General features: G+C 50.4%; 10 protein-coding genes. 8 read left to right on the forward strand and 2 right to left on the reverse strand.

Annotated elements, in window-relative coordinates; translation table 11 throughout:
- Positions 1-10: 10 nt before the first annotated feature.
- The 3 genes from V5G20_RS05160 to V5G20_RS05170 all read left to right on the forward strand — a co-directional run bounded on the left by V5G20_RS05160 (position 11) and on the right by V5G20_RS05170 (position 2860).
- Complete coding sequence (locus tag V5G20_RS05160) at positions 11-1123, forward strand: YcaO-like family protein (protein WP_024985469.1); 1113 nt, start codon at positions 11-13, stop codon at positions 1121-1123.
- A 215-nt stretch (positions 1124-1338) separates the two neighbouring features.
- A complete protein-coding gene (locus V5G20_RS05165) occupies positions 1339-2097 on the forward strand; it encodes an ABC transporter permease (RefSeq protein ID WP_081787884.1) in 759 nt (252 codons plus the stop codon).
- A 49-nt stretch (positions 2098-2146) separates the two neighbouring features.
- Positions 2147-2860, forward strand: a complete 714-nt coding sequence (locus V5G20_RS05170; protein WP_035980189.1) for an AAA family ATPase — start codon at positions 2147-2149, stop codon at positions 2858-2860.
- A gap of 253 nt (positions 2861-3113) precedes the next feature.
- Here V5G20_RS05170 and V5G20_RS05175 read toward each other — a convergent pair whose 3' ends face one another.
- Positions 3114-4667 carry a VWA domain-containing protein gene (locus tag V5G20_RS05175; protein WP_338463202.1) on the reverse strand — a complete coding sequence of 518 codons (1554 nt, stop codon included), beginning with the start codon at positions 4665-4667 and terminating at the stop codon, positions 3114-3116.
- A gap of 195 nt (positions 4668-4862) precedes the next feature.
- Between V5G20_RS05175 and V5G20_RS05180 the strand changes: the two genes are divergently transcribed.
- The 5 genes from V5G20_RS05180 (at position 4863) to V5G20_RS05200 (ending at position 12410) form a co-directional block, all read left to right on the forward strand.
- On the forward strand, positions 4863-5927 hold the full coding sequence (locus tag V5G20_RS05180; protein WP_039070151.1) for an AAA family ATPase: 1065 nt from the start codon (positions 4863-4865) through the stop codon (positions 5925-5927).
- 1 nt (position 5928) lies between these two features.
- The gene (locus tag V5G20_RS05185) at positions 5929-7737 is read left to right on the forward strand and encodes a DUF2201 family putative metallopeptidase (RefSeq protein ID WP_338463203.1); all 1809 of its coding nucleotides are present in this window, start codon (positions 5929-5931) and stop codon (positions 7735-7737) included.
- A 343-nt stretch (positions 7738-8080) separates the two neighbouring features.
- A complete protein-coding gene (locus V5G20_RS05190; RefSeq protein WP_039070149.1) occupies positions 8081-8731 on the forward strand; it encodes a TetR/AcrR family transcriptional regulator in 651 nt (216 codons plus the stop codon).
- Positions 8732-8772: 41 nt separating this feature from the next.
- A complete protein-coding gene (locus tag V5G20_RS05195; RefSeq protein WP_003390026.1) occupies positions 8773-10500 on the forward strand; it encodes an ABC transporter ATP-binding protein in 1728 nt (575 codons plus the stop codon).
- On the forward strand, positions 10497-12410 hold the full coding sequence (locus tag V5G20_RS05200) for an ABC transporter ATP-binding protein (protein WP_172920411.1): 1914 nt from the start codon (positions 10497-10499) through the stop codon (positions 12408-12410). The genes V5G20_RS05195 and V5G20_RS05200 overlap by 4 nt, the downstream gene beginning before the upstream one ends.
- Positions 12411-12524: 114 nt before the next feature.
- Here V5G20_RS05200 and V5G20_RS05205 read toward each other — a convergent pair whose 3' ends face one another.
- Positions 12525-13574, reverse strand: coding sequence for a deoxyribonuclease IV (locus tag V5G20_RS05205; RefSeq protein WP_338463205.1), 1050 nt, complete (start codon positions 13572-13574; stop codon positions 12525-12527).
- Positions 13575-13897 lie beyond the last annotated feature (323 nt).

The raw sequence follows: 13897 nt of genomic DNA on the forward strand, positions 1-13897 counted from the left end.
GGAGATACCTATGCATTACTTAATTAATAATCTAATTAGTGGACATCCTTTTGTTGCAAATAAAATCTGGATAAAGAAAGGGATTTTTCAAAGCGGATATTCTAATTGCTATGTGGATTGTGCATTACATAAAGCAGCATATGGGAATTCGGTTAAGAATAATAGCAAAAAAGCAATAGCAGCTGCTATTGGCGAACATCTTGAAAGATTAGCTCTTTTTAACCCATTAATTAAAAATAATCAAGGAATAAAATATTATGTGGAAGCTTTTAATTTAGTGACAGGGGAGACAATTAACATACCACTTGAGGATGTCATTTTAGAGTATGGATTGCCTATCTTTAATGATAGAGATATGAGTAACGCGTTTAGTGATACTTGTGGAGTAGCATCACACACTTCAAGCGATTTTGCACTTGAAGCAGCTTTTCTTGAATTTATTGAAAGACAATCACTGATCCATACATGGTTAACCAAAAAAGCAGGGAAATTAATTCCGCTAAATTTGTTAAACAATATTGATCTTAAAAAGATAATAAATATGAGTAGAACATACAAGGGTATCCAAGAATTTTATCTGGTTGACATTTCGATAACAGACGAAATTAAGGTGGTACTAGCTTTAGGTTTTGGAAAAGAAAGTTTCAGTATTGGCGCAGGAGCACATTGGAACATTATGAATGCAATTGAAAGAGCTATGAATGAGTATTTCCAATTTATGACTGGCTTTTGGGGGAATAACGATGAGAGTGAAAGCAGCGATGGTGATTTATATTATGAATATTGTAACACTTTAAGCCCAGAGGCTTTTAAACAAGAGTACAAATTTGTCATCGATACAAAAACGCAATATAATCCATATCAATTCCACAAAAATACTAGTCAAGAACGAATAAATTTAAGTAACAAAATCCGAAAAGTGGTAGAAGATCTTGATATTTCAGTTTATGCAACATTTATACCTGAAAGAATGGATTTTAATACAAAAATAGTAAAAGTTTTTTCAAGTGATTGTTATCCACATATGAATACAGCATTACTCAATCCAATGGATTATAAATTCTCTAGTAAATTTAATCAATCAATTTTTAAAAACTTGTATAGGTTAATTCCGTTCCCCTAAGCTTTATAGGATTTTGAGGAATTGGAAAAAATTTATATTCCGCCAGCAAACGACCATATTCCTTCTTTTTGATAATAGAAAGCCTTGACTTTGGCACTTAATGATCTTTTTCAAAGAGAATCCCTTTTGAATAAGCCCATTTCCTTATCCTCTCAGATGTATCTATATTTAATCCACATAAAAAATTTTCTCAATTAAAGAAAGGGAAGTAATAAATGCTAAAAAAATCATATGAGTTTTTTATAGTATTTTTAAAATCAATGATCGATGAAAAGATTGCATTAGCTTGGTCAATTATTTTGCCACTTTTATTGTTTTTTACCATAAATTATAGTTGGTTCCACACTAAGCCTGACGTATCAAAAGCTGTATTTTACTTTGCTAGTTTTTGGGCATTCACAATAGTATTGATACTTTTTAATGGAGTTGGATTAACTTTAACCAATTTTAGAGAACTAGGTATTTTGAAAAGTTTTGTATTTCTTTGTGGTTCAAAAACACCTGTTATTTTTGGATTAGTTTTTAGTCAAATTATTTTTGGTATATTTTGCCTAGCTCTATTTACTGTTACTATCTCTCTCGTCTTTACCTATCCTATCTTGATTTTGTTCCTGACTGCAGCATGCACATATTTAGTAGTTTTAATTCCTTTATTTATGTTATCCTTATCTGTTGCCAGCTTATCCGTACGAGCGTCATCCGCTTATACACTTGTTAATATATTGATTTTTCCTGCAACATATTTAGCAGTGTATCGTGGTGAATCTTCAAATTTTTTTATAAATACACTATATAATTTAAACCCAGTTGAATATGTTTTTAATTTTTCAGTATTTATTTATTCAATTTTGACTAATAATCTGCATTCCATCAGTAACCAATTATATTTACTTTTCATATCACTGGTCTATATTGCGATTGGAACTATAGCATGGTCGAGAATTAAGATTACGTCAACTATAAGAAGAACATAAATAATCCATTACTCAACATAATCGCCGAGAAAAGAGTGGGTGAATAATTATGATCGAATTAAAAAATATTTCATTCTCATATCCAAAGAATGCCAAAAAGGCAATCAGTAATCTAGAAATGATTATAGAAGAGAATAAAGTCAATGTAGTAATTGGACTAAATGGGGCAGGGAAAACGACCCTTTTTGATATATTAACAGGAGTTTTAACAATCCAGGAAGGCAGCATCATAAACATTCCAAATCAAAGGGATATTGTTTATCAAACTCAAAGCTTATATTTTTCACCGATACTAAAAGGAAAGGATATTACTAGACTTATTCTTAATATATCAGACAAAAATTTTAATAATAATTTTGAGACTTGTTTATCGCTTGCGGATGATAGAGAAAAGGAATTACTAGGTGAACTTTGGAATCGGAAGTTTGGTCAGATGTCTGTCGGGGAAAGAAGATGGTTGCTCGTAACATTATTCGCAGAAATAGATAAAAGCTTCTATATATTTGACGAACCTACAAGTGGAGTTGATCCTACGGCTAGGCTAAAAATATACAATAAAATCGAAGAAATAGCAAAAAAAGATAGGCATACGGTGTTAATTTCAACTCATCAATTACAGGAGCTAGAATTTATTGAATGTAAAATTTTTGTATTACATTTAGGTAATATTAAGTTTGCTGGTACTTACCAAGATTTACTTACAAAATACAATACATCCAATCCTGATAGGGCATTTCAGTACTGCATTGAAAGTAATACGTAACCTAAGAACTTTCTCATTATGCAACATTAAATTCTATTAATTTCTGTGTGGTAAAACACGGAGCAATGAAATATCCGTTTATGAAAAAACTGAGGGGTATTTTTTATAAAGAACCCTTCAGTATTTAAGCCTCGATTCCACCAAAAGCTATTTTCCTCCGTATTTCGGCAAACAAATTATACTGGCCGTGTTTTCAAAATTGAGTAGGAGAGGTTAATTACCCCCCTCCTACTCAATTTTGGTTTTTGCAAACTCAGCTTCCCCGCAGGGCCAGTGCATCCTTGACCAGGCGGACAAATTCCAACTGCTGCTCGCCCGTTGCCGTTTTTTCCGCCAAATCGGCTACCTTCTTCAGCGAGTTACCTTCTGCCCATTCGCTGCCTCGCAACATTTCCGCGAATTCCGCTACAGAGGCGAGGAATTGGACTTCTCTTTGCAGCGTTTTTCCAATTGCCATCGGCTCGGCCACTTCTTTTGCCTGCGATGTCTTCTCGTCTTTATACCTTACCCGGACTGTGCCCAGCTTTTCGGCTTCCGGGCGCTTTCGCTTGATCTCGTAAAGGGCTGTCACGGTATGGCCGGCTCCGATTTCCCCGCCGTCGACGCGGTCATTGCGGAAATCCTCATCCGCCACATCCCGGTTTTCATAGCCGAGCAGCCGATACGTTTCTACAGCCTTTGGATCGAATTCGACTTGAATCTTTGCGTCGTGGGCGATGGTCTGGAGCGTCCCGGTCAAAGCTTCGGTGAAGACGCGGCGCGCCTCGGAAAACGTGTCGATGTACGAATACGTTCCGTCCCCCTTGTCGGCCAGCTGCTCCATCAGCACATCGTTGTAGTTGCCCATGCCAAAGCCGAACGTGCTGAGCGTAATGCCCTCGCCAGCGTATCGTTCAATCGTGGAGAGAATGCCTTCCGCGGTGGTTTCCCCCACATTGGCGACACCGTCCGAGCAGAGAATGACCCGGTTGATCGCATCAGGAGAAAAGGCTTGTGCAGCCATTTCGTAGCCGAGGCGCAGCCCTTCTTCGGCATTGGTAGAGCCTTCGGGCAAGAGGTAGTCGAGCGACTCGATAATTGCCGCCTTGTTCTGGGCAGATGTCGGATCGAGCAGCTTTCTGCCTTTGGAGCCGTAGACGACGATGCCTACCTTGTCTTTTTCCTCCAGTTGGTCAACCAGGACGCGGAGGCTTTTTTTGACCAGCTCCAGACGGTTTTCCTGGTTCATGGACCCGGAAATGTCGATCACGAAGACGAGGTTGGCCGGCTTCCGGTTTGTAACGGCGATTTCCTTGCCTTTTATCCCGATGCGGAGCAGGTCGTAGCCCGGACGAAAAGGCGAGGGGCCTCCGTCTGTATGGATCGCGAATGCATCCTTGGCGGGCGGCTCGTAGGAGAGAGGAAAGTAATTGATAAACTCTTCCACGCGGACAGCATCCGCAGGAGGCAATGAGCCTCGCGTGATGTAATTGCGCATGACCGAGTAAGAACCTGTATCTACATCGGCGGCAAAGGTGGACAAATGATCTTCAGCCGCATCGACAGCAGGGTTGGTGCCGTAGTTCTTGAAATGCATGCCGTTGTAAGACCCTGCCGGCGCCGGGGCTGACCTTTTGGCAACAGTCCTGTCCATAGCACTGCTAGGCGCCGCGTACTGCGCTTGATTTTGTACGGCATGCTCTGCCTTGCTCTCGACACTGCGGCCAGCCTTCTCGCTTGGAGCAACTGCCTGTTTTTCCCCTGAGCTGCACCCTGTTGCCGTTAGGGTGACCAATGCCAAAGCGCTTGCCACTATCTGTTTTTTCATCTCTGTATACCCCCTTTTCTGATTCGACGTGGAAAAAAAAGGAATGTTACAACGGTCTGAAGATTTTGGTTGCTTCGGCTTCCTGATCTGGATTAGAATGGGAAATATTTAGTGGCGTGACGGGTGCCCATAGTCAAAAAGGCAGAAAAGCGAGGATGATACTTAAAAAACTGATGAGAAAAGAAAGGAACAAGAATGAATCTGGGAATTCACGTAACACAAACAAAACTGTTGGATGTTTTGCTGCATGTCGCGGTTGCGCGGCCTGTTTTTATCTGGGGAGCGCCGGGAATTGGAAAATCGTCGCTGGTGCAATCCTTTGCCCGGCAGGTCGGACTTCCATGCGTGTCCTTGCTCGGCAGCCAGCTCGCCCCGGAGGATATTATCGGGGTTCCGCAAATCGTAGAGGGCAAGAGCCGTTTTTGCCCTCCCGGGATGATCGCGCGGGAAGAGCCGTACTGCCTGTTTTTGGACGAATTGAACGCCTGCTCGCAGGAGGTCCAAAAATCCTTCTACAGTCTGATCCATGAACGGAGAGTCGGCGATTATCATCTCCCGGAGGGCTCAATCGTCATCGGAGCGGGAAACCGGGCCCAGGACAGCGCTATTGTCAAGCCGATGTCCTCCGCCCTGATCAATCGCATGTTTCATGTCCAGCTCAATGTGTCGTACCAGGAGTGGATAAGCTGGGCGTATGAGAACGGCATTCATCCGTATGTACTGCAATTTTTGGAGGTGCGCCCCGACTACCTCTGGTCGCAGCCGCCGAAAACGGAGGAGCCTTTTTCCACACCGCGCTCCTGGCATATGCTCTCGGACATTTTGTACGAATACGGCGAAGCGATCGATAATGAAACGGTCGGAATTTTGGCGCGGGGCTGCTTGACGCCCCAGCATGCGGCGCAGTTTCAGGCTTTCCATAAAAACATCCAGGGAAAGTATCAGTTGAACCGGATACTGGAAGGAGAGGCTACATTCCCGAGTGCCCCGGAGGATCGGGATATTCTCTATTTCCTCGCCGACTCGTTCCGGGCGCAGATCAGAAAAGAGCTGCCTGCCGACAAGTCGCAGGTAACGGACCAGCACAAGCGTTTTGCTCACCGGGCCAAGGCGCTGCTCAAGGAGCTGAGCATGATTTCGCTGGAGATGGCGCAGATGGTCGTGGCCAAGCACGAAGAGGGAAATGCGCTTCCGTCGTGGTTTGTGGTGGAAGTGGTTCGCGATTTGCCCCGGTTGGCTGCGGAAAGAAGGGACGGCTGAGATGGCGAAACGAAGCAAGACGGAGCTGGACCCCGCCCTTGCCGCTTATCTGGAAGCGGTCAGCTATCTCGAGCGTCATCCGATGTTTTCCCCGCTCATGGGCCGTGTCTCGCTGGTGAGGGACAAACGGAGCAAGTGCCCGGAAAACGGGTGGGCAGTCGTGGGCAAAAACGGAGTGATCCACGTCCACCCTACGAGAAGACTGGACGTTCAGGAGTGGGTCTACGTGCTGGCTCATAATCTGCTGCACCTCGGGTTTGGCCATTTTGTCGAGAAAGAAAGGCCGGCTCTGTGGAATATCGCCTGTGATGTCTACATCGCTTCCTTTCTATCCAGCATGAAGCTCGGAAAGCCGCCGATGGCATGGGCGGGCGAGCTGGAGCACTCCGTCAGGAGCGAGGAGGAGCTGTACAGGCGTTTTTGCGACGAAGGCGTCCCCGAGCGGTTTGCCGGATGGGGAACCGGAGGGGATAGACAGCCTGACATGCTTTTGTCCGGCAAGCTGGAGGGGAGCGGCTGCTTTCGCGATGTCAACTGGGAAGCGCTGTTTGGCACAGGCCTGTCCAATGCTGTGCATTCGGCCGTCAGCGTGGCGGGAGGATACGTCCAGGCGTTGGATGACCGGACTGCCACGCTGTCCCCGGCCCAGGAGGCAAGGCAGTGGTTTATCAATCACTTCCCGCTCCTTGCTTCGCTGGCAAGCCATTTTACGATGATCGAAGATGCGCAGCTGTGTCAGCGGCTGCAAATATCCGTCGCCGCCATTGATGTGGTCGCAGGTGAAATCTACATGAATCCGTCGGCGGGGCTCGACCGGGAAGAGGCGATTTTTGTCATGGGCCACGAGCTTCTCCACGCGGGACTGCGGCACCATGAGCGCTGCATGGGGCGTGACCCGTACTACTGGAATGTCAGCTGCGACTACGTGATCAACCAATGGCTGGTCGAAATGAACGTGGGGCAACTGCCGCAGGTCGGCGTTTTGCTGGACCCGGAGCTGCGCGGGATGTCGGCCGAAGCCATTTACGACCGCATCGTCTCCGACCTGCGGACCTACCGCAAGCTGTTTACGCTGCGCGGGATCGGCATGGGGGATATCCTGGACAAGGGAGACCCCCGCTTTTGGGACGCCAATCACGGGACGACGCTGGATGACTTTTACCGCAGCGCTTTGATGCAGGGGCTCGTCTATCATCAGGAAAAGGGACGCGGCCTTCTTCCGGCAGGGCTGGTCGAGGAAATTCGCGCTTTGGGACAGCCGCCGATCCCTTGGGATGTTCAACTGGCGCGCTGGTTTGACGAGCACTTTCCCCTTTTGGAAAAGAGCAGGACATACGCGCGTGTCAGCAGACGGCAGATGTCTACGCCGAATATTCCGCGTCCGGCATGGAGCTGCAGGGAATCCGACCAGGCCGGCCGTACGTTTGGTGTCGTCCTGGATACGTCAGGCTCGATGGACGCCAAGCTGCTGGGCAAAGCGTTGGGAGCAATCGCCAGCTACAGCCAGTCGCGTGATGTCCCGTTTGCCCGCGTCGTTTTCTGCGATGCCGCCGCCTACGATGCCGGGTATCTCTCCCCCGACGATATAGCGGAACGGGTCCGGGTAAAGGGCAGGGGCGGGACGGTCCTGCAGCCGGGAATTGATCTTTTGCAAAATGCCCACGACTTTCCCCCGGACGGCCCTATTCTCGTCATCACCGACGGCGAGTGTGACCGCATCCGTGTCGCACGGAGCCACGCTTTCATTTTGCCAAAAGGCAAAAGCCTTCCGTTTGTGCCCAGAGGACCCGTGTTTCGCATGGAATCGTGATACGGAGAAAGCCGCTTTGAGAAAGCAGAGTTTCCGGCCTGGAGCAGGGTTTCCGGCGCCGAGCAGGATCGCCGTCGATGCTGCCGATTGTAAAGCAAGTAATAACCGGAAGAAGAAAAAGACCAGTTCGCCTGTGCAGGGCGGTCTGGTCTTTTCTCGTGCAATGTTTCGGAGCGGGGAGTTGCAGGGATTTGAACTTGTGCCCCCCTTTGTCAACAACGCGGCCTTTCGCTGAAACAAACTACTGAATAGAATCTCGCAGTTCGGCTATTGACAGAAACCTGACAATAGGTTTATATTTTGACTGACAAAAAAGTCAATCAAAAAAGGCGGTGAACAAACCGTGCCTCGGACGAAAGAGCAAAACGAAGAAATCCGTGCCCGGCGCAAAGAAGCGATCATGAGGGGCGCACTCAGTGTTTACGTTGAAAAAGGATACGCAGCCGCCGATATTGGCGATGTCGCGGAACGAGCGGGCGTTGCCAGAGGACTTGTCTATTACTACTACAAAGACAAGCTGTCGTTGTTCCGCGATCTTTTTTTGCACATGTTCGATTTGTCCAACAATCACATCCGCACCCACTTCGGCCAGGAGGGGTCCGCGGTCGAGCTGTGCCAACAATTTGCCAATACCATGTTCAACAACCTGTTTGAACAATCCGACCACGTGCTGTTTTTTTTCCGGATGCGCCACGACTTGCGCGAGCTGTTTGGCAAAGAGGAAATAAAAGGATTGCTCTGGAGAGACACCAAATTGCAAGTGATGGTTGAGAAGCTGAAGATGGGAATGGATGCGGGAGAAGTGCGCCGCATGTCTCCGGAACTGCTCACGGACCAGTTCTGGGGGGCGATGATGCATGGCATGGCGCATTTGCGGCAGAGAAACGATGAACTGTTGAAGCAAGGCCATAGCCTGGAGGAAGTCAAAGAGCTGCTGGAGACGGAAATCCGCGATGCGGCGTTGTCCTGCGCGTTGATGCTTCGCCCTGTCTAAGCTTTGCAGCCGAGTTCAATGAGGTCCGGAGGGTGGTTATTTTGCGTACATTAATGCGGTATTTGCGGCCTTACCGGTCCATGATCATCTGGACGATGGTATTTGTGCTGTTGCAATCGATAGCAAATCTGTATCTGCCGACGTTGATGTCGGATATCGTCAACGAAGGCGTCGTCAAAGAAAACACGCCTTACATTTTGAAAATCGGCGGGCTGATGCTGCTCGTCTCTGCGGTCGGCGCGGCGCTTTCTGTCGGTGCCAGCTACCTGGCTTCGCGGACGGCATCGGGCTTCGGCATGCGGCTTCGCAGCAGCGTTTTCAGCCATGTCGAGCGGTTTTCGCTGCAGGAGTTCGACAAGCTCGGCACAGCTTCGCTCATCACCCGGACGACCAATGACATCACGCAGCTCCAGCAGGTGCTGATCATGATGCTGAGGATGATGGTTATGGCTCCGATGATGTGTATCGGTGGAATTATCATGGCTGTCTCCAAAGACGCCAAGCTGTCGCTCGTCATCATCGCCGTGATTCCGGTTTTGGCTTTGGCGATTTACCTGATCGGATCAAAAGGAATCCCGTATTTCAAAGCGATGCAGACGAAGATTGACAAACTGAATCTCGTCCTGCGCGAATATTTGACCGGCATTCGCGTCGTCCGCGCTTTCAACCGGACAGACCACGAGCGGGAGAGGTTCGATGCTGCCAACGAGGATCTGACCGCTACCTCGATCAAGGCGGCCCAGATCATGGCAGCCATCATGCCTGTCATGATGCTGCTGATGAATGTCACTTCGATCGCGATCATCTGGTTCGGGGGCTTGCGCATCAGCGAGGGGCATATCCAAGTCGGGGATTTGATGGCGTTTTTGCAGTATGCCATGCAAATCCTGTTCTCGCTCATGATGGCTTCGATGATGTTCAACATGCTGCCGCGTGCTTCCGCTTCGGCGGCCCGCATCCGGGAGGTGCTGCAAACAGAGCCGGTCATTGTGGACCGGGATAGCGCGACAGCGGCGGCTCATGGACCGGCCAGCGTCGTGTTTGATCAGGTGTCGTTTCGTTACCCCGGCGCGGAAAAGTCGGCGCTTTCCGGGATTTCCTTTGAGGCTCTGCCCGGCCAGGTGACAGCGATCATCGGCGGAACCGGATCGGGGAAGACGACACTCGTCAGCCTGATCCCTCGTTTCTACGACGTGGAGAGCGGCAGCGTCCGCATCGGCGGAGTCGATGTCCGGGAGCTGTCCCAGGAGGCGCTCCGGTCCAGAATCGGGTTCGTTCCCCAAAAAGCGCTGCTGTTCAGCGGGACGATCGCGGACAATATCCGCTACGGAAAAGAAGACGCGACCGACGAGGAGCTCTGCCATGCGGCTGAAATCGCCCAGGCTTCCGAGTTTATCGCGGGGATGAAGGACGGCTTCGATTCGGTCATCGCGCAGGGCGGCATGAACGTGTCGGGCGGACAGAAGCAGCGGCTATCCATCGCCAGGGCGCTCATCCGCAAGCCGGACGTATACGTATTTGATGACAGCTTCTCCGCGCTCGACTACAAAACAGATGCCCGACTCCGGGCGGCCTTGAAAGATGAAACGCAGGCTGCGACGGTGATTATCGTTGCGCAGCGGGTCAGCACTGTCATGGATGCCGACCAGATCATCGTGCTGGAGGAAGGCGGTGTAGCAGGCATCGGCACCCATGCAGAGCTGATGGAAACATGCGGTGTCTACCGGGAGATCGTCACATCTCAGCAGACGGAGGAGGAGATCGCATGAGCGAGCAAAAACGCGGCATGTCTCCGGGTGCTCCCGGGGCTGGCCCGGGACCGGGCGGCCACAAAGGCCCGATGGGATTCGGAGGACCCGGCATGCTGTCTATGCCGGGGCAGAAAGCAAAGAATTTTAAAGGGACGCTGCGGCGGCTGCTCGGTTATTTGAAGCCGTACCGCATGAAGCTGACAGCTGTACTTTTGACTGCAGCACTCAGCACCGTTTTTGGCATCGTCAGTCCAAAGCTGCTCGGCGATGCGACGACAAAGCTTTTTGAAGGCTTCATGGCAAAGGTAAACGGCGTCCCTGGCGCTGCGATTGATTTTGCCTACGTCTGGCATATCATTATGGTCTTGATCGGGCTGTATATCGCTTCCTCGGCATTTGCCTATATCCAGCAGTACCTGATGGCAGGCGTGGCCCAGAAGACGGTCTATACGCTTCGCAAGCAAGTAGATGAAAAGCTGGCCCGCCTGCCGCTCAAATACTTCGATGCCCGGTCTCACGGGGAAGTGATGAGCCGCGTCGTAAATGACGTGGATACGATCAGCGGCACGCTGCAGCAGAGCTTGACGCAGATGATCACCTCGATCATTACGCTGATCGGCGTGATTGTGATGATGCTGACCATCAGCCCGCTGATGACGCTCATCCTGATCTTGACGCTGCCCCTCAGCTTCGTCGTGATCAGGGCGATCGCCTCCCGTTCGCGGCCCCACTTCAAAGGGCAGCAGCAGGCGCTCGGGGAATTGAACAGCCATGTGGAGGAAATGTATACCGGACATAAAATCGTAAAGGCGTTTGGCCGGGAGCAAAGCGCTGTCGAGAAGTTTGACACGATCAATGAGCGGCTGCATGAGTCCGCCTGGAAGGCCCAGTTTATCTCCGGCATCATGATGCCGCTGATGATGCTCGTCTCCAATATCGGCTTTGTGCTCGTCTGCGTAGTCGGCGGCGTGCTCGTCACCCGGGGCAGCATCAGGATCGGGGACGTGCAGGCGTTCATTCAATACGCCCAGCAATTCTCCCAGCCGATCACCCAGACGGCGAACATCGCCAACGTCATCCAGTCGACTCTTGCCGCCGCTGAACGGGTCTTTGAAGTTCTCGACGAACCGGAAGAGTCCGCAGAACCTGTCTCGATGGCAGGGACCTTCTCGCCTCAGGGCCATGTGCGATTCGAGCATGTCTCCTTTGGCTACAAGGAAGAGGAGCCGCTCATCCGGGATATGAATATCGACGTGAAGCCGGGCATGACGGTCGCGATCGTCGGACCGACCGGGGCGGGCAAGACTACGCTCGTCAACCTGCTCATGCGGTTTTATGAAATCGGCGAAGGCAGGATTACGATTGACGGCAGGGACATCCGGGAGCTGCCGCGGGGCGAACTGCGCAGCTTGTTCGGCATGGTGCTGCAGGATACGTGGCTGTTCAACGGCTCGATCCGCGAAAACATCGCGTACGGCCGCGCCGGGGCGACAGATGAGGAGGTGCTGCAAGCGGCCCAGGCGGCCCACGCCGACCATTTTGTCAGAACGCTTCCGGACGGATACGACACGATTCTGAACGAAGAGGCGTCGAATATCTCGCAAGGCCAGAAGCAGCTTTTGACGATAGCCCGGGCATTCCTGGCCGATCCCGCGATCCTGATTCTCGACGAAGCGACGAGCAGCGTCGACACGAGAACCGAGCTGCTCATCCAGAAAGCGATGAGCGGGCTGATGGAAGGGCGAACGAGCTTTGTCATTGCCCACCGGCTTTCGACGATCCGCGACGCGGACCTGATTCTCGTCATGAACAACGGCAGCGTCATCGAGCAGGGCAACCACGAGGAGCTGCTGCGGGCCGGCGGATTCTATGCCGAATTGTACAACAGTCAGTTTGCCGGAAGCGGTATGGCGCAGCAGGCGGGGTAGGGAACATGTAAAGCAGGAAATACGAGGAAAAAGGAACACGGAAAAATAAAAAGGAAAAGCAAAAAAGAAAAGGGTTCCCTCGACGAAAGGGGACCCTTTTTTCACTTTCAGTTTCTACATAATGTGTTTGCTTGCAAACCAGGCGATCAGCCGGTGGTTGATCTGCTCTTCGCTCAGGTCGGTGAAGAGTCTGGCTTCCGCAACCATATCGTACAAACGCTCCATCGGTTCGCGGCCATCCGCTTGTTTCCGCAAGAAGTAATCCAGACGCTCCACATGATCGAGGAATTCGTCGCCGAACCTGCCTTCCACATCGCCCCGCAAAAGGGCAATCTCCGCTTCGTACATGGGACGTTCCTTGCCTTTTTCCTTTCCGATCCACGGCGTTTCCAACACAAGCGGCAAATGGCGGATCTTCTCGTGATCGACGATGTATTTCATCGCATCAAAGCCGATCATTCCCGCACCTACCGGGGCGTGGCGGTCTTTGCGGGCTCCCCGGAAGTTCTTGCTGTCGTTGAGGTGGACAACCGCCAGACGGTCCAGACCGATGATCCGGTCGAACTCGTCGAGGACACCGTCGAAATCGTTGACGATATCATAGCCGGCATCGTGAATATGGCATGTATCCATGCATACGCTCAGCCTGTAGTTGTCGTCTACCTTGTCGATGATCGCCGCGATTTCCTCAAAGCTGCGGCCGATCTCTGTTCCTTTGCCCGCCATCGTCTCCAGCGCGATTTTCACGTCCGTGTCTTTGACGCCGCTTAATACTTCATTCAGCCCTTCCGCGATGCGCTCAATCCCGTATTCGGCATCCTTGTCGGTGTAAGCGCCCGGGTGAAGCACGATATTTTGTACGCCGAGATAGCTCGTTCGCCGTATTTCTTCCTGCAAAAAGCGGACAGCTAGCTCAAACGTGTCTTCCTTGTACGAACCCAGGTTAATAATGTACGGCGCATGGACGACGATCTCTTCAATGCCGTTTTTGTCCATCACAGCCCTGCCTTCGTCGATAAATTGCTCCTCAATCGGTTTGCGCCGCGTATTTTGCGGGGCTCCTGTATAGATCATGAACGTGCTCGATCCGTAGGTGGCTGCTTCTTCTGCCGCATTCAGCAGCCCTTTCCCGGAGAATGATACGTGCGATCCTATTTTCATCATCGATTGAATACCTCCTATATGGTGGAAACTGCCGAACCCGGCTCAGGACCGGTGGTAGTGCTAGTTGCTCGTGCTAGTCTGCGTAACTCTGCTTAATTCTGCCACAATTCCGTGTAATTCTGAGTAAACTCTGATTAACTCTGAGTAAGTCTGATTAACTCTGAGTAACGAGTAACTCTGAGTACCTACCTTGTAACACTACGTAACTTTTTATTATTGCCAAAAGAATCCGCGTCCATGCATTCGATCGCGTCTGTATAAATCCCGTATCATGCTCTGAGCAGGAAAACGCGAGTAAGAACCGGTTTTCAGCGCGAACATGA

This window comes from Brevibacillus borstelensis (assembly GCF_036700025.1).
In the GTDB taxonomy this organism is placed as follows: Bacteria; Bacillota; Bacilli; order Brevibacillales; family Brevibacillaceae; genus Brevibacillus; species Brevibacillus borstelensis.